The 17,436-nt window shown below is 69.8% G+C and carries 8 protein-coding genes; 2 read left to right on the forward strand and 6 right to left on the reverse strand.

The window, feature by feature from the left end:
• Nucleotides 1–2: 2 nt before the first annotated feature.
• Both ABD188_RS14905 and ABD188_RS14910 read right to left on the reverse strand, forming a co-directional pair.
• Nucleotides 3–2,891, reverse strand: coding sequence for a UPF0182 family membrane protein (locus tag ABD188_RS14905; RefSeq protein WP_344063923.1), 2,889 nt, complete (start codon nt 2,889–2,891; stop codon nt 3–5).
• Nucleotides 2,892–2,977: 86 nt separating this feature from the next.
• The gene (locus ABD188_RS14910; RefSeq protein WP_344063926.1) at nt 2,978–4,102 is read right to left on the reverse strand and encodes a YlbL family protein; all 1,125 of its coding nucleotides are present in this window, start codon (nt 4,100–4,102) and stop codon (nt 2,978–2,980) included.
• Nucleotides 4,103–4,225: 123 nt separating this feature from the next.
• Here ABD188_RS14910 and ABD188_RS14915 point away from each other — a divergent pair, with 123 nt between their 5' ends.
• Nucleotides 4,226–5,671 carry a zinc-dependent metalloprotease gene (locus ABD188_RS14915; RefSeq protein ID WP_344063928.1) on the forward strand — a complete coding sequence of 482 codons (1,446 nt, stop codon included), beginning with the start codon at nt 4,226–4,228 and terminating at the stop codon, nt 5,669–5,671.
• 911 nt (nt 5,672–6,582) lie between these two features.
• On the opposite strand, the gene ABD188_RS14920 is transcribed toward ABD188_RS14915, so the two are convergent.
• Both ABD188_RS14920 and nudC read right to left on the reverse strand, forming a co-directional pair.
• Nucleotides 6,583–8,349: an ATP-dependent helicase gene (locus tag ABD188_RS14920; RefSeq protein WP_344063932.1), complete on the reverse strand. Its 1,767-nt coding sequence runs from the start codon at nt 8,347–8,349 to the stop codon at nt 6,583–6,585.
• The gene (gene nudC / locus ABD188_RS14925; RefSeq protein WP_344063935.1) at nt 8,346–9,260 is read right to left on the reverse strand and encodes an NAD(+) diphosphatase; all 915 of its coding nucleotides are present in this window, start codon (nt 9,258–9,260) and stop codon (nt 8,346–8,348) included. Before nudC ends, ABD188_RS14920 begins: the two co-directional genes overlap by 4 nt.
• A 98-nt stretch (nt 9,261–9,358) precedes the next feature.
• Here nudC and ABD188_RS14930 point away from each other — a divergent pair, with 98 nt between their 5' ends.
• Entirely contained in the window at nt 9,359–10,690 is a 1,332-nt protein-coding gene (locus ABD188_RS14930; protein WP_344063937.1) for a phosphotransferase, read from the forward strand.
• Here the strand turns inward: ABD188_RS14930 and ABD188_RS14935 are convergent.
• Together ABD188_RS14935 and ABD188_RS14940 are read right to left on the reverse strand one after the other, a co-directional pair.
• A complete protein-coding gene (locus ABD188_RS14935) occupies nt 10,603–14,055 on the reverse strand; it encodes an ATP-dependent helicase (protein ID WP_344063940.1) in 3,453 nt (1,150 codons plus the stop codon). The genes ABD188_RS14930 and ABD188_RS14935 overlap by 88 nt on opposite strands.
• Nucleotides 14,052–17,303, reverse strand: a complete 3,252-nt coding sequence (locus ABD188_RS14940; RefSeq protein WP_344063942.1) for a PD-(D/E)XK nuclease family protein — start codon at nt 17,301–17,303, stop codon at nt 14,052–14,054. The genes ABD188_RS14935 and ABD188_RS14940 overlap by 4 nt, the downstream gene beginning before the upstream one ends.
• Nucleotides 17,304–17,436: the final 133 nt, after the last annotated feature.

Below are 17,436 nucleotides of genomic sequence, written 5' to 3' on the forward strand. Positions count from 1 at the left end.
CGCTACGGCTGCGTACCGAGGGCGAGGAGCTTCTCGACGGCTGCGGTGAGGCGGTCGTCGGCCTCGGCGAATGCCGTCAGGTCGCCATCCTTGAGCGCCGCATCCCGATCCAGCATCGCCTGTCGTGCGTCCTCGAGGGCGGCCTGGTAGTCGTCGGTCGGCGTCTCGCCCGGAGTCGGCGTCGGGGTCGGTGTCGATCCCGGTGACGGCTCGACGCCGGTGTCGCCGGCAGACGCTCCGGAGTCGCCCTGGAACAACACGTCGAGCGCCTCGTCCAGGGTCGGCTCGAAGGCGATGTTGTCGCCGAACGCGACCAGCACCTTCTGCAGCGCAGGCAGCTGAGTGCCGCTGGAGGCCTGCACGAACACGGGCTGCACGTACAGCAGACCGCCTCCGACCGGCAGCGTCAGCAGGTTGCCGTTGAGCACCTCGGACTGGCCCTGTTTCAGAATGTTGATCTGCGCCGAGATCACCGGATCCGAGTTGAAGGTGTTCTGCACCTGCCCAGGACCCGGGATCGTATCGTCCGCGGATATCTCGAGCATTCGGAGTTTGCCGTACTCCTTGCTCTTCACTCCCGCTTTGCCCCCGGCGTTCGAATCGACCGCCAGATACCCCATCAGAACGTTGCGGCTGTTGTTGCCTTCGGACGATGGGATGAAGGTCGTGAACATCGAGAATGCGGGCACCTTCTGCCCCGGCATCTGCATGGTCAGGTAGTACGGCGGCTGCAGACGCGCGTCGGTCTGCGGGTCGTTCGGGGTCGCCCACGCGTTGTCGCGCTGGTAGAACGACTGCGCGTTGTCGACGTGGTAGACGCCGAGCAGGGCCCGCTGCACCTTGAACAGGTCGGTGGGGTACCGCACGTGGCTCATGAGCTCGCCGGACATCTCGGAGATCGGCTTGAGAGTCGACGGGTAGATCTTCTGCCATGCCTGCAGCATCGGATCCGTCTCATCCCACGCGTAGAGCGTCACCGAGCCGTCGTACGCGTCGACTGTCGCCTTCACCGAGTTGCGGATGTAGTTGATGTCGTCGAGAGCGAAGCGGGGCGCGGTGTTGTTCGCGTCGGTGATCGCGTCCTGCAGGCTCACCGTCGTCGAGTACGGGTAGTTCGCGCTCAGCGTGTAGCCGTCGATGATCCACACCACGCGACCGTTCACCACGCTGGGGTACGGGTCGCTGTCGAGCTCGAGGTAGGGCGCGGCCTTCTGCACGCGGACGCTCGGGTCGCGGTCGTAGAGGATCTGTGAGTCCTGGTTCAGGTAGTCCGAGAACAGGATCTGCTCGGACTGGAACTTCAGCGCGTAGATGAGGCGGTTGAAGACGCTGCCGATGTTCGGTCCGCCGTTGCCCTCGAACGTCGTTTTCGTCTCACCCGCGCCGTTCGCACCGGACGGGTAGTCGAGCTCGATCGGCTCCGCGTCCTTCGGCGCTCCGACGATCGAATACGGGGCGGAGTACTCACCGAAATACACGCGGGGCTCGAAGTCCTCGCTGTCGGAGAGGAAGCCCGCCGCGGGGATGCCGCGCTCCAGGAACACGGGGTTGCCGTCCGTCGTGCGCTTGTTGCCCGCCGCCGCGACCAGGCCGTACCCGTGGGTGTACACGAGTGTGGAGTTCTGCCACGACGCGGCCGCGCCCAGCTGGTCGACGTTGAGCTCGCGCACCGACACCACCGTGTCCTGCGACTTGCCGTCGATCTCGTAGCGGTCGACATCGAGCGGATCCTTGAACTGGTAGTACGCGCGGTACTGCTCGAGCTGACGGACGGTGGGGCTGATGATCGCCGGGTCCATGATGCGGATCTGCGCGGTGGTCGCCGCATCCTCACGCAACTGGCCGGCCTCGACATTGGTGGTGGCGTTGAACGGGATCTTGTCGAGCCCATCGATGCCGTACGCCTCTTTGGTCATGTCGATGTTGCGCTGGTAGAACTGCCCCTCGAGCGCCAGCTGGTTGGGCTTCACCTGGAAGGTGTTCACGACCCAGGGATAGCCGACACCCAGCACGATGGCCGACACGATGAGCAGGCCCGTCGCGATGAGAGGGTAGCGCCAGCGCCCGATGATGGCGGTGACGAAGAACAGGATCGCCACGACCACGGCGACGATCGCGAGGATCGTCTGACCGGGGATGATGGCGTTGACCCCGGTGTAGCCGGGGCCCGTGATGCGATCGCCGGGCTCGACGAGGGTCTTGTAGCGGTCGAGCCACAGGCTCGCCCCCTGCACCAGCAGATAGAGGCCGGCGAGCACGGCGACCTGGATGCGCGCGGCCTTCGAGATGCGGAGTTCGCGCTGACCGATCCGCACCGATCCGTACAGGTACGACACGATCGCCGTCACCAGCAGGCACACCATCAGCACCGCCGAGGTGAAGCCGAGCAGCGCGCTGTAGAACGGCATCGCGAACAGGTAGAACCCCGTGTCCATCCCGAACTGCGGGTCGGTGAGCTTCGTCTGGACGCCGTTGAACCACAGCCAGGTGGTCTCCCACTGGGCGGATGTCGCGAAGCCGGCGAAGAAGCCGAAGAAGATCGGGATGCCCCACATCGCGAGCCGGCGGAGGGGTTCGACGACCTCCTGGTAGCGGTCGAGCTGGGAGCTCAGTCGCGCGTAAACCGGGCGGAGGCGATAGGCGAGCTGGATGGCGAGCCAAACCGGCACAGCCATGCCCAGGAACCCGACGACGAACATCACGACACGTGCGATCCACTGCGTGAGCAGCACGGAACTGAACGTCAACTGGTCGTACCAGAGCCAGTCCGCGTACAGGTTCGCGAAGATGAAGAAGGCCACGACGAGCGCGGCGATGATCGCGAGGGAGATCGCGACGATCCGTCGGGTGCGGGAGGGTGTGGCCGGAGTCGGCGCCGAGGTCGTGGTCACCGTCCCATCCTAGGCGCGCGGTTCTGGGCGATCGCCCAGTGCCCGCTGGGGGAACACATAGCGTTCTCCGCCGTCAGCGAACCGGGTCAGCCGGCGTCACAGGTCGGCAGCGCATCCATATCCCCGCCGTCGCTGATCGCCTCCAGCACCGCCAGCGAGTCATCGAGGTCAGCCACCGAGAACACGCGAAGGTCTCCCGGGATGTGACCGACCACTTCGTCGCAATTCGATGCCGGAGCGAGGAACCAGTCCGCACCGGCGTCCAGTGCACCCCAGAGTTTCTGACGGATGCCGCCGATCGGGCCGACGGTTCCGTCGGCCGTGATCGTCCCGGTGCCGGCCACGCTCTCGCCGCCGTTGAGCTCTCCCGGCGTCAGCACGTCCATGATCCCGAGGGCGAACATCATCCCCGCGCTCGGTCCGCCGACGTTGTTCAGCTGGATCGTCACGTCGAACGGAAAGTCGTAGTCGGTGGTGAGCGTCACGCCGATGAGCCACAGCGTCTCGCCGTCGACCTCGACCTGCTTGGGGGTGACCGACACGGTCTGCTCGACGCCATCCCGCTCGATGAGCATCTGGATGGGGGCGCCTTCGCCCCCGTTCACCACACCACGGAGGGACTCGGCGTCCGTCACCGGGGCGCCGTTCGCCTCGAGGATGACATCGCCCTCCTCGAGGATCCCCTTGGCCGCTGCGTCGTCGGTGAACGAATGGACGACGATCTGGGGGTCGACGTCGTAGCCGAGCTCGGTGAGCGCCGCGGCGGTCGCCTCGTTCTGCGAGTCGACCATCATGGCCGCGCTCTCCTGGTTTCGCTCCTCGCTGGTCTGGCCCTCGGGGAAGACCGAATCGATCGGCAGCACCGCATTGCTCGGGTTGAACCACGCCGTCGCAAGCTCGAACCAGGACGGAGTGCGCTCGCGGGAGCCGGCGAGCTGGACCGTCAGCAGGTCGAGCGCTCCGTCGGTCGGATACGTATCGGCACCTTCGACGGAGATGAGCGGCACCTGCGTGCCGTCGGCCGCTGCCGCGGTTCCCAGGGTGTTGTACACCGGTCCGGGCTGCTGGATCACGTACGGCGTGGGAATGAACGTCAGTGCGAGCAGGACCACCAGCGCGATGACCAGCGCCCAGATTCCCGCAAGCGTCCCGCGCGACATCCGTCGCCGCGGGGGCGGCGTGATGGTGACGTTCTCGTCGAACAGCGCCACGGGGGCTCTCCTGCCTGGTCGTTCGCGACCGGCGTAAGGGGAAGGCTCCCAGCCGGGGAGTGCGAGTAATGCGTGCGACTAGCGTAGAACGCACTTCGCAGACGTGTCTGAAAGGCGGCTGAAGTGGCAGACGAGGACCGCAGTCCCGAGGACGAGTTCCAGGAGCTGCTCAGGCAGCTGCTGGGCGGCGGCGGCGGCGAGCTCGACGCCGAGCAGCTGTCACGCCTCTCGGGCATGAACATCGATCCCGCGATGATGCAGACCATGATGCAGCACCTGCAGGGCGCCTTCGCAGGCGGCGCGGACGGGGCGATCTCGTGGGACCTCGCCAAGCGCCAGGCCCTGCACATCGCGAACCAGGACGGCCTCGGCGTGACCGCCGGGCAGCGCACCGACCTCGACCAGGCTTTCGCGCTGGCCACGCTGTGGCTGAGCGAGGCCACGACGATCGCAGAGCTCGCGAGCGCTCCGCAGTCGATGACCCGGGGCGGATGGGTCGAAGCCACGCTGCCGTTCTGGCAGGAGCTCGCCGAGCCGGTCGCCACCAGCATCTCCGACGCACTGACCGCCGCGCTCAGCGAGCAGGCGCCCGACGACATGCAGGGGCTCGTGGAGGGCGCCGGACGGCTGATGCGCACCGTCGGAGGGTCTCTCTTCGCGTCGCAGCTCGGGCAGGTCGTGGGTGACCTGTCCAAAGAGGTCGTGAGCGGCGGGGATGTCGGCATCCCGATAATGCCGGACGGCGTCGCGGCCATCCTGCCGCAGAACTTCGCCGATTTCGGCCGCGACCTGGAGATCCCGGACGATCAGCTCGCCCTCTACGCCGCGGTGCGCGAACTCGCGCATGCGCGACTCTTCCGCCACGCGCGATGGCTGCGACTGCACGTCATCTCTCAGGTCACTGAATTCGCTCGTGGAGTGCACGTCGACACCGATGCCCTCGAGGAGCTCGCATCTCGTTTCGACCCGTCCGAGCCGGAAGAGCTGCGGCGGGCCCTCGAGAGCGGCGCGCTGCTGCCGGCTCGGTCCGACGCGCAGAACGCCGCCCTCACCCGCCTCGAGAATCTCCTCGCCACCATCGAGGGGTGGGTCGACGTCGTGACGGAGAACGCCGCGTCGCGCCTTCCCACCGCGGATCGCATCGCCGAGGCCGTGCGCCGCCGCCGCGCCGTGGGCGGCCCTGCCGAGCGGGCGCTCGCATCCCTCGTCGGCCTCGAGCTGCGACCCCGTCGCATGCGCGAGGCGGCCGCGATGTGGCGTGCCGTGACGGACGCCGTCGGCGTCGGCGCACGCGATTCGCTGTGGGACTACCCGGACCTCATGCCGACGGCGGACGACATCGACGATCCTGCCTCGCTGATCGCCCGGCTCGAGGCTCGTGTCCGCGGCGACGAACCGGTCACGGACGAGATGGACGACGCGCTCGCACAGCTGCTCGCCGACGAAAGCGCCCCCGGTGGAGATACCGGCCCCGGCGCGGGCGAGGGCGAGGCCGGGGAAGGCGACTCCGGCGATGGTGGGGGCGACGACTCCGGTGGCGCGGCGCCACACGACAACCGGCCGGTGTGAGGCCGACCGCACTGCTTCGATCGCGGCGAGCGACGCCCCTCGAAAAGAGAGAACGTCGAAAGTCAACGACCGGTTGGCCCGGCAATCCGTCGAAAGCCATCGCACCGACACCAATCCCGACCACGCGCCGCAAGCAGCGTGGCTCGCGACTCCTCCCCAGGCAGCCCGCAGCGGTGTCCCCCGACGCCAAGGCTGTGGAAACCCGAATGGCACCCACGGGGGCCGCCACAATCGGGGAATGCTCCGACTCGACCCCGCCTATCCGCCGCTGTGGCGAAGCGCGACGACAATGCAGTTCGGCGCCGACCCTGTGGCGATCGTGGAAAATCCGTCCCGATGGCAGCAGCGCCTCGTACACGAACTCGCGCGAGGCATCCCCGACGACGCACTCGAGCCGGTCGCCACAGCGTTCGGCGCTCCCGACCGTGCTGCCCGCACCTTCCTACGGCAGATCCACCGGGCGCTCGCGCCGCCTCGCACCCTCGAACCACCCCGGCTGACGCTCCAGGTGCCGACGGACTTTCCCGTCGACCGCGCCGACGCGGTCGCAGAAGCCCTCGCGTCGTCGGGCTTCGGCGTCACCCGGGCCACCTGGCACGACGCGCCCGACGAGGTGGTTCCGGATGCCGCGCCCCTCGTCGTCCTGGCGCACCATCTCGTCGAGCCCCGCCGCGCAGCGGCGCTCATGTCGCACGACATCCCGCACCTTCCGATCGTGTTCACCTGCACGGGTGCCGAGGTCGGACCTTACGTCAGGCCCGGTCTGACGCCGTGCCTGGCATGCGTTGCAGCCCACCGGCGGGATGCGGATCCGTCCTGGCCGCTGGTGGCCTCGCAGCTCATCGGCAGGCCGGTCGTCGGTCTCGAACCCTCGATCGCCTGCGAGGCGGGGATCGTGGCGGCCCGGCTGCTCAGCGAGGGCGAGCGCCGCGCGGCGCGGCAGACGACGAACTCCGTGACTTTGCGCGCTCGGTCGCTGCACCGCGCCTCGCGGGAGCACCGACCGCACGCAGAGTGCCGTTGCCGATCTCTCGCAGGAACCGGGAGGGTTGCCGATCTCGCTGTCCTCGCGCCCACGACAGCGACAGCGTTCGCGCGGCCCGCGTGATGCCGACATACGCCAGCCGCCGCTCTTCGTCGACCTGGTCGAACGTCGTGGCGTACGAGATGGGCAGCAGACCCTCCGAGACGCCGACGATGTGCACGTGGTCCCACTCGAGTCCCTTTGCGGCGTGCAGGGTCGCGAGGGTCACGGTGCGCATGGCCGGCTCATCCTGGGCCTTCGCGCGCGCAGTCAGATCGTCGGTGAAGCCGCGCAGTGTCGTGCCTGGCGGCGCCTCGTCGGCGAGGCGCAGAATCGCCGCTCTTGCCTCCCACGCGTCGCGCAGGGCTCCGCCTGCCTCAGGCGGCTCATCGGTCAGTCCGAGCGAGCGCAGCACGTCGCGCACCGTGTCGGTGAAGCCGCTCTCGATCGGAGCGACCGAAGCGCCGCGCAGGGCCATCACTGCCTGACGCACCTCGGGCAGATCGAAGAACCGGCGGCCACCGAGCACCGTCGCGGCGATCCCCGCGTCCGCCAGAGCCGCAACCAGTTCTGCCGACTGGGCATGCGCGCGGTAGAGCACCGCGATGCGCCGTGGATCGACGCCCGAGCCGATCTGCTGCGAGATCCGTGCTGCAACGCCGTGGGCCTCATCCTCGTCGTCGTCGTATGCCGTGACGATGGGGGTGTCGTTCGTCGTTGGCTGCTCGCCGGAGGCGACGAGGTTCAGCGCCCCCGGCCGGTCGCGCATCAGGTCGTTCGCTACGGCGAGGACCGCGGGATCCGATCGGTGATTCGTCTCGAGACGCACGACGCGGGCGCCCTCGTGCCGACTCTCGAATCCGAGCAGGAATCGCGCATCGGCGCCGGCGAACGAGTAGACGGTCTGGCTCGCATCACCGACGACGCACACATCGCGCCGATCGCCGAGCCACAGCTCGAGGAGGCGGTGCTGCAAGGGCGAGACATCCTGGAACTCGTCGACGGTGAAGTGTCGGTACTGCTCGTGCACCGCCCGAGCGACATGCGGCTCGGCCTCGAGCATGCCGGCGCACGCCAGGAGCACGTCTTCGAAATCGAGCTGGCGTCGCTCGTCCTTGAGCTTTTCGTAGGCGAGGTGCAACTGACCGACCCGATCGACGGGCAGCCGGCCGATGCCCTGCGGCCGGGCGGCGACGTATTCGTCGACGCTGCGCATCGTGACCTTGCGCCATTCGATCCCGCTCGCGACGTCGCGGAGCGTCGCGACATCCGGCCCGATCCCCATGCTGTCCGCCGCGTGCGCGAGCAGACGCACCTTGTTGTCGACGATGCCCGGCATGGCGTCGCCGGCGAGTGTCGGCCAGAAGTAGTTCAGCTGCGCGAGCGCTGCGGCATGGAAGGTCCGGGCCGCCACACCCACGACGCCGAGAGCGCGTAGGCGTCCGCGCATCTCGCCCGCAGCCTTGGCTGTGAAGGTCACAGCCATGACCCGACCCGGCGAGTACGCGCCGGTGTCGACGCCGTGAGCGATGCGGTGGGTGATCACGCGGGTCTTGCCGGTGCCCGCTCCGGCGAGCACGACGACCGGGCCTCGCAGGGTCGTGACGGCTTCGAGCTGCGCCTCATCCAGCCCGGCGAGCACGCCTTCGCTCACGCGTCCCCCTTGAACCAGCCGCTGACCAGGCGGTGCGCGATCGACGCGCGCCCCGGCAGAAGCAGGTCACTCTCGCCGGCGAGACCGGCGCCGATCTCGTCGCGCGTGAACCACCGGACGGCGATGATCTCCTCGCCGTCCGGTTCGGCCGCCGCGTCGTCGGCCGCGGTGGCGAGATATCCGACCATGAGCGAACGCGGGTACGGCCACGCCTGAGAACCGCGATACCGGATGTCGACAGCATCCACACCTGCCTCCTCGAGCAGCTCGCGGCGCACTGCGGCCTCGAGCGATTCGCCCGCCTCGACGAAGCCCGCGAAGCACGAGAACCTGTTCGCGCCCCAGAGCGCGTTCGAACCGAGCAGCAGCCGATCGGGATCGTCCGCGCTCGTGATGGCGACGATGACGGCGGGATCGGTGCGGGGAAAATGCTGCCGGCCGCAGTGAGGACATCGCCGCGACCATCCAGCGTCCCCAAGGTCCGCAAGCGTTCCGCAGGCCGGGCAATAGGGTGAGTCCAGCAGCCACCGGCCGAGGCTGAGTGCCTCGACGAAGGCATCCGCATCGCTCTGCTCCAGCGACCCGCCGACCACACGCAGCCCCGCCCATCCGGCGGGTGCGGCGAACAACGGCTCTTCCCCCGTCGCGAAGACCGCTGTCAGCAGCGCGTTCCCTTCAGGGTCGCGGCCGAGAAAGGCCCAGACTCCCCCATCCGGTACGTCTTCCGCTCGAGACCACATCAGCCGGCCGGGCTCGGCGAGTGGCGCGGCGTCGCCGGCGATCACGAGCACGCGGGATGCCGCATCCGCCCGCGCACTCTCGATGAGGTTCTCAGTCGCACGCTCTTCGGCCGCACGATCGATCGCGGATCCTGCGAGGGGTGGAAGCTGCGTACTCTCGGGCGCCGTCATCGGGGACATCTCCGCTTTCGTCGATCGTCCTGGGTGTTGCTGGATCAGCCAGGGCGTGGCGCGGGGGCGGACGGGAGTACCCGACCTACCCTGGGCACATGGCACGCTCACCCTTCACTCTAGCCGCGTCCGTGACGTCGGCTCTGCCCCGGGTAGGCGTCGTCGGAGTCGGCGCGCTCACCGAGGGCGCCGCCGGCCGATACGACGCCGCGATCGCCGATCTCGACGACGGTCGCCGGGTGGTGGTGCGCGTCCCCGCCGACGACACCGCCGTTCCGGAACTCGCCGCCGAGGTGCGCGCACTGCGCGCCTTGACCCCCGGTGTGCGCGGGCTGCTGCCGTTCCGCGCGCCCGAACTTCTCGGCGAGGCCGGCATCGGCGACTCGCGCGCGATCGTCGTGGACTTCCTTCCCGGCTACCGGGTCGACGCAGCGCACCTGCCCCCGGGCCGCGGTGCCGCGACGTCGCTCGGCGCATCGCTCGCCGCTCTGCACGCCCTCCCCCTGTCGATCGTCCGCACCGAGGGGCTGCCCGTTCGGACCCCGCAGCAGGTGCGCACCGACACCGCCCGGCTGATCGATCGTGCGGAGGCGACTCGGCGCACGCCGAAGGCGCTCCTCGGCCGCTGGCGTCGGGCGGTGGCCTCGGACGAGCTCTGGCGCTTCGAGTCGGCCGTCGTCCTGGGCGGCGCCGGCGCGGCATCCTTCCTCTTCGACGACGTCGACGGTGTGCCACGCGTCACGGGGCTGCTCGAGTGGCACGGCCTGTCGGTGGGCGACCCCGCGGCCGATCTGCAATGGCTGGCGTCCGCGCCGGCAGCAGCTGACGACGTCTACGCCGCCTACGTCGCCCACAGCGGGCGCGCCCCCGACGCCCGCGCCCGCGAGCGCGGGCGCCTCTACGCCGAGCTCGAGTTCGCCAAATGGCTGATCCACGGCCACGAGTCGGGCCGCAAGGACGTGATCGACGACGCTGTCGGCCTCCTCGAGTCGCTCGCTGCGGGAGTCCAGGGCGACGACATCGTGACGGATGCCGCACTGGACGTCGAAGACGCGATCGCGCTGCTCGAACGCATGCCGGGCGCGGCGCCTGTCGCCGTCGACACCTCGATGCAGACGGACGCGTACGACCCCGAGGAGCTCTCGCTCTGGGTCGCCAGCGACGACGATTCCCCAGGAGACGACGACGCGGATGACGCGGGCGCCGTCACCGAAGATCTATCCGCCATCCGGCAGGCGAGGCTCGCGGCCGCAGCAGCCGATTCCGGTGAGATGGGGGCCGGACCACGGCATGTGGACGACCTCTCGACAGCGCCGATCGAGCTGCCGACTCTGCTCGACGTTCAGCCCCGGGATGTCGACGAGGAACGCGAGGCAGAGCGCGCTTCGCGCGCCGCGTTCCAGCGCTGGACCAGGTCTGACTCCGAGTAGACGCGGTCCGAGCGGATGACGAGGTCGTCCGACACGTAATACAGCACGACGTCGATGTCCTCCAGCGGGACACCGTGGCGCTTGTGGTACGCCACCCGATACAGCGCGAGCTGCAGCATCCGCTCATCGCGCTGTGCGGCGGATGTCGGCGGGCGACCCGTCTTCCAGTCCACGATCTCGATGCGGTCGCCGCGCCGATACACCGCGTCGAGCTTGCAGACCACGGTGCCGAGACCGTCGGCTCCCGCCAGAGTGACGTCGATCTCGGTCTCGACCTCGATCGGGCGAAGGTCTGCCCATTCCGACGCGAGAAAGGTCGCGATCAGCCGGTCGAGCTCGACGGCATCGGCGCGTGAAGCCTCGGTCTCGGCGGGTTGCTCGTCGTCGATCTCCCACAGGCCGTCATCCAGTGAGGTGCCGCGGCCGGCGAGTCCCGATCGCTGCTCGACCCACGCGTGGAAGAGCGTGCCGCGACGCGTCTGGTCGTAGGGGCGCTCGGGCACGGGCCGCGCGATCGAGCCGACGGTCGCGGCGAAGTCGTCCACGAAGTCTTTGAACCGGGATGCCGCGACCCGCGACGGCGCATCGTGCACCGGCGGCCGCCCCCGAGCCGCCCGCTCCAGGAGCAGGCGCTGCAGCTGTTCCGACGGCTCCGACCGCCGGTCCTCGTCGATCGCGTCGTCCACCGCTGCAGCCGCGGCGCGAACGCGCTCACCGCGCGCACCAAGGGGGTCGAGCGGCCATCGCAGCGTCGCCCCGAGCCTGCCCTCGTAGGGATTCTCGCCCGAGTCGTCGACGTCGATCGGGTCCAGGCCCAGCGCGGCGACGATCTCTTCGAGATAGGCACTCGGGCGCCTGGGCTCCTTCTGCCCACCCCATTGCGACCCGGTGAGCAGCAGGTCGCCGCGTGCCCGCGTGACGGCGACATACGCGAGACGACGTTCCTCCCGCTCCTGATACGCCTTGTTGGAGGCCTTGAACGACGTGATCGCCTTCTGCAGCCCGCCGCGGTCGGTGGCCGCATCGGGACTCCATTCGAGTGATGGAATCGCGGCGCGGTCGCCTCGGAACGGATACGGCAGCACGCCGAAACCGAGCCACCCCAGCGTGCTGCGGGGCCGCTTCGGCAGCTCATCCTGCACGAGTCGCACAACGGCGACGGCATCCCACTCGAGACCCTTCGACCCGTGGATCGTGAGGAGCTGCACCACGCCTGGCTCGGGAGGCTCGGGACGGGGCATCAGCTCGTCGGTCTCTTCGGCATGGTCGAGCCAGGCGAGCAGACTGCCGATCGAGCCGCGCTCGTCGGCGGCGAGGAAGGTGCGGATCTCATCGACGAATGAGCGCAGCTGCGTTCCCGCGAGGCGCGCCGGACCGCGGCTCTCGTTCGAGGCGAGCTCGATGTCGAGGCCGAGCTCCAGCTCGATCGCGCGGATGAGCTCGGGAATCGGCTGCCCGACGGCGCTGCGCAGCCGCTCGAACACCCCACCCGCGTCCTTGACACGGCGGATCCCCTCGCTCGTGAGGTGCGCGAGCAGCCCGTAGTCGGCCGGCAGCGCGCGGACGACGTCGACGGCATCCACGATCGACACCTGCTCGTCGATGCCGACCGAGCCTCGCAATCGCTGCAAGAGGTGGTCTGGCAGTCGGGTGAACGACTCGTCGCGCTGCGCGAGCGTCGTCGCGAGCTCGTGAAGGGCAGCCATGTCGGCCACCCCCACCCCGAAGCGGGGTCCGACGAGCAGGCGGATCAGCGAGGAGCCCTGCGATGGGTCGCTCAGCACGCGAAGCGCGGCCACGACGTCCACGACCTCGGGAGTCGAGAGCAGGCCACCGAGCCCCAGAATGCGGTGCGGGATGCCGCGCTCGGCGAGCGCATCGGCGAAGACCGACATATGGCGTTTGGCCCGGAACAGGATTGCGCCCGAGTGAGGCTCGGTGTGCGTGCCCGCGTGGCGGGAGCGAACCGCGCTGAACCACTCCGCGACCGCTTCGGCCTCTTCTTCGATCGTCGACTCGAATCGTCGTGCGACACGGCCCTGGCCGGCCAGGGGGCGGGACACGAGCGGCGGCACGTCGACGCCCATCGGCGCCGCGCCGGCGATCAGGGTGTTGGCGGCATCCAGGATCGAACGGTCGTTCCGCCAGCTCACCATGAGCGCGAACCGCTCGCATCGCGAGTCCCGTGCGAACACCCGCGGAAAGGCGCCGAGATTGTCGGCGCTCGCGCCGCGCCAGCCGTAGATCGACTGATGCGGGTCGCCGACGGCCATCACCGGTGTGTCGTGGAAGATGGCACCGAGCAGCTCGGTCTGGATCACCGAGGTGTCCTGGTACTCGTCGAGGAGCACGACGCGATACTGTTCGCGCAGCTCGTCGATCACCTCGGGTGCCCGCGAGACGATCTCGAGCGCGCCGGCGACCTGGTCGGCGAAGTCGAGGGCGTTGTTCGCCTCCTTCGACCGCGCATAGTCGCTGACGAGCCCTGCGAGGATCGGAAGACCCCCCATCGTGGTGTGGAGCTTCTCGACGTCGCCGGGATTCGCGAGACTCGGGTTCACGAGCGGCGCGACGGCGGCCGCGAAGCGCTCGCCGAACGCCGCCACCTCTGCCACGTCGGCGCGGTTGTCGAGGATCTCACCCGCGAGCTTCTGCACGGCATCCACGACGGTGCCGAAGCGATCCTCACGGTGTGCGAGCCGGTCATCGAGCGAATCGATTACCACACGACGGGCCGTCAGCCACGACCCGGACTGGCTGAGCAGAGCAGCTTCGGCATCCCGCCCGATTCGAGCCGCGTGCTCGCGCACGATCGCATCGGCGAAGGCGTTGTACGTCGACACACGGGCACGCAGCAGTGCGTCCTCGGCGAGGCGGCGTGCGACATCGACAGCAGACGCGCCGGTCTCGAGCCGCAGCGCGAGTCGATCGAGCTCTTCGCCCAGCTGCGTCCGGCGGCGTCGATCGGGCACAGCGGTGAGCCGCGCCCAGACTTCTTCGAGGGCGCCCGATGCCGCGAGCGCCCCGAGATGCGGAAGCAGCCCGCGGTGCGAGTACTCGTCCATGCGGGCGAGACGCGACTCGATCCGCTCGGCCAGTTCGCCGGCGGCCTTGCGGGTGAAGGTGAGTCCGAGCACCTCGTCGCGGCGCACGTGACCATTCGCCACGAGCCACACGACCCGCCCGGCCATGGTCTCGGTCTTGCCGCTGCCGGCGCCGGCGATGACGAGAGCCGGCGACGGTGGTGCCTCGATGACGGCGCGCTGGTCGGCCGTGGGTTCGGGCAGCCCGAGCGCCGTCGCGATGACGGACGCGCCGAGCCCGAGGTCGCCCGTCCATGCGGCGACCGGGAGGACGGCTGTCACGAGGCACTCACCGCCTTGACGGTATGAAGCCGGCACACCGCGAAGCGGTCGTCGGTGCAGTGCGCGTCGATGTTCGCGATGAAGGATGCCGACGCCATCCCGCGCGCGTCGGCAGCGATCCGCAGCAGGAAGGCCGTGCGGTCATCGGGCGCCATGGCGGACTGATGCGCGATGCGGTAGTGCGTGTTCTTCAGGGTCTTCGACAGCACGAGGAGCCGGGCGCCGGCGTTGGTGTGGTCGTGGACCCCCTCGACGAGGCCGGACGTGACCGCCAGCTGATATGCGGCGAGCTGGGCGTCGTGGTGAACCTTCTCGTCCGAGACCCGAGCCTCGGATCGGCCGGTCTTGAGATCCATCACGACGACTCTCGGCCCGGAGGCGCCGCTGAGCGGCACCGCCTCGCCACGATCGGGTGGATACACCTCGACGCGGTCGATCGATCCGCTGAGCACCGCCGCGGGCCCCGCGGGCGGCGTCTCATCGTCGCGGACGGCCCACACCCGCGGCTCGACATCCAGGCTCTCGGGCAGTTCGACGCCGAGCCGGAACCGAGCCTCGGAGCCGATCGCCTCGCCGCCCTCATCCTGGAACCGGCGCAGATAGGAGTGCAGCCTTTCGACGAGCGTGCCCGCCCACGCGCGCTCTTGACGTTCGAGCCACGGCGCCTCGAACTCGAGCTCGCCCCATCGCTCGTCGACGACGGCCTGGAGCGCGGCGAGATCGCCATCTGGAGCCGTTTCCATCGCGGCGTGCAGAATCGTGCCCAGACCGGACGAGAACGAGCGCGTGTCGCCGCCGAGGGTGCGCACAGCCCAGTCGAGCCCGCACTTCTCGAACCCCTCCAGTCGCGAGGGCGATACCCGCACCGGGCCGCGGGCAAGGTCGTGCAGCGGCTCGTCGGACGACGGCGGGCTGATGCCGTACCACTGCTGAGGGCGGGCGCCTGACACGCCGGCATCGGCGAGCAGTGCGAGCTGTCGGGCGGCGTAGGTCCGGTCCGCGGCATCCGCTGATGTCGTGAGCGTGCGCCGGTGCGCACTGACGAGACCTCTCAGGGTGAGCGGATGCTCGACCGCGGCGTCGGCGCCGTCATCCGGATCGGGCAGATACGCGAAGAGCGCACTCGGACCCATGTCGTCGTCTGATGTGGCTGTCACGACGAGCTGTGACCGGGCCCGCGAGACCGCCCTCACGAAGAGCCGCAGCTCCTCGTGGAGCACTGAACGGCGTCGGTCGATGACCGCGGGCGCGGGCAGGTCGCGCCCTTCACGCCACGCCATGGCGGCATCCGCGAGCCGCCATCCGTCGAGCAGTCCGCCGCGCAGGCGGGTGTTGGGCCAGATGCCTTCTTGCACGCCGGCGACCACGACCGCCTCGAACTGCGTGCCCAGGGCCGCCGCCGGTGTCAGCAGCGACACCGCGCCGCTTCGCTCGGGCGCGGTGAGGAGGTCTTCGGGGACTTCACTGTCGAGGATCTCGCGGATGAACCGGGCCGGCCCCTCATCCGGAGCGCGTTCGACCGCGCGCTTGGCCGCGCCGAACAGCGCCACGAGCGCATCCAGAGCGCGCGTCGCCTCTTCCGCGAGGGCGCCCGTTCCGCCGGCCTGACGAACCCATCTGCGTTCGAGGCCGGAGCGCTCCCACACGATCCAGAGAAGCTCGTGGACGGTCGCCCCTCGTGCTGCCTCAGCGTGCACCCGACCCAGGGTCAGAGCGAGCGCTTCGGCCCGGCGAGCCTCCGGAGCGTCGATCAGGGCGAGCTGCGCAGGCTCGGCGAGCGCCTCGGCCAGAAGGTCGCGCGCTGATCGCGAGCCGCCATCCGCCAGTTCGGCGACCCGCAAGCGCGCGCGGACGCGCCGGAGCCCGACGGCGTCGAGGCCGCCGTAGGGAGTCACGAGCGCATCTGCGAGCACGTCGGGGTCGCGCGCGAGGGGCGGCGTCATGCCGATGCGCACGATGCCGACCAGGTCGCGCACCACCGCCTCGCTGCCCAGCGGCCGGGGGACGCTCGCGGCGCGTGTCGGCACCTCACGGGCGGCGAGCTCGACTTCGAGCTGAGCGATCTGGCGGGTGTCGTGGGCGATCACCGCGAGCGATTCCCACGGCAGCCTGTGCATCACGTGCCATTCGCGCAGGGTGCGGGCGATGCGATCGACCTCTTCGAACGGCGACGCCGCGATGATGGTCGAGACGGACGCGTCGTCGTCGATCGGCGGACCCGGCGCGCGGCGATGCTCGACGCGGCTGCCGGCACCGATCGACGCCGTGACCGTACGGGTCAGGCGGGTGAGCGAATGCGACGCCCGGTGGGGGATGTCGAGCACGTGCACGTCGCCGAGCAGTCCGATCAGCTCGTCGAAGAGCTCGGGGCCCGCGCCGCGGAAGGCGCCGGAGCCGATGTCCGGGTCACCGAAGGCCAGGACCGCCAGCCCGCGCTGCCGGGCCGCTGCCAGCAGGGCGATGCCGCCCCGCGTGAGCTCTTGCGCGTCATCGACCAGCACGACCCGCAGCGTGGCCGCCGGACCGATCGTCTCGACGTCGCCGGTTGCCAGCAGGCCGGCGGCTTCACGCACGAGTTCGGCGGGATCGCGATGGGAGGGCCGCATGCGGGCGAGCGTGTAGCGGTACTCGTCGAAGAAGGATGCGGCCGATGACCACGCCGGTCGCTCGTGCTGCGCACCCAGCCGCGCCAAGTCGGCCGGTGCGATGCCGAGCTCGGAGCACTGCGCGGAGAGAGCGCGCAGTTCGGCGCGGAAGGCGCGCGAGCGGCGGACGTGGTCGCCGAGCCCCTCGGGCCATCGCCCGGCGCCGGTCGCGGCATCCTCCTCATCACCGGCGAGGAGGTCGGCGATGATGCGGTCCTGATCGCTCGCGGTGAGCAGCTGCGGGAGTGCGACCTTCGCCGCCACGGCGGCGGACCGCACGAGCTGGAAGGCGAACGACGCCGTCGAGCGCGCGAGCGGGCCGGGAGTCGCGAGGTCCAGTCCGGCGCCGAGGCGATCGCGCAGCACAGTCGCGGTCTGGCGCGTGGGCGTGAGCACGATCAGCTGGTCGGGAGTGAGCAGTCGCTCGTCGAGAAGGCGCTCGACCCGGGCGACGAGCGCCGAGGTCTTGCCGGTTCCGGGGGCGCCGACCACGACGCCCGATGCGCCGACCGGCAGGTCGACGAGCACGCGCTGCCGCGCGTCCAGCGTGATCGCCGCGCCGGATCCTGCCCTCGACACCATGACCTCGACGCTATCGCGCATGGCCGACAGCGCCGTTCGCCGACAGCGTGCATCACGCGGCCGGACGCCCCTCACGCGTGTCGTAGAGTTGCCATGCGCACCCGCCATGGGCGGATCGACGCACCGCAGGGGAAAGCCCGCACAGCATGAGGAA

Origin of the sequence: Microbacterium pumilum, assembly GCF_039530225.1 — a bacterium.
Classification (GTDB): domain Bacteria; phylum Actinomycetota; class Actinomycetes; order Actinomycetales; family Microbacteriaceae; genus Microbacterium; species Microbacterium pumilum.

Excerpts from the sequence above, each read along its gene's own strand:
- ABD188_RS14940 (WP_344063942.1), bottom strand. The coding sequence starts at position 17,303 with ATGCGCGATAGCGTCGAGGTCATGGTGTCGAGGGCAGGATCCGGCGCG.
- ABD188_RS14930 (WP_344063937.1), top strand. The coding sequence starts at position 9,359 with ATGGCACGCTCACCCTTCACTCTAGCCGCGTCCGTGACGTCGGCTCTG.
- nudC (WP_344063935.1), bottom strand. The coding sequence starts at position 9,260 with ATGACGGCGCCCGAGAGTACGCAGCTTCCACCCCTCGCAGGATCCGCG.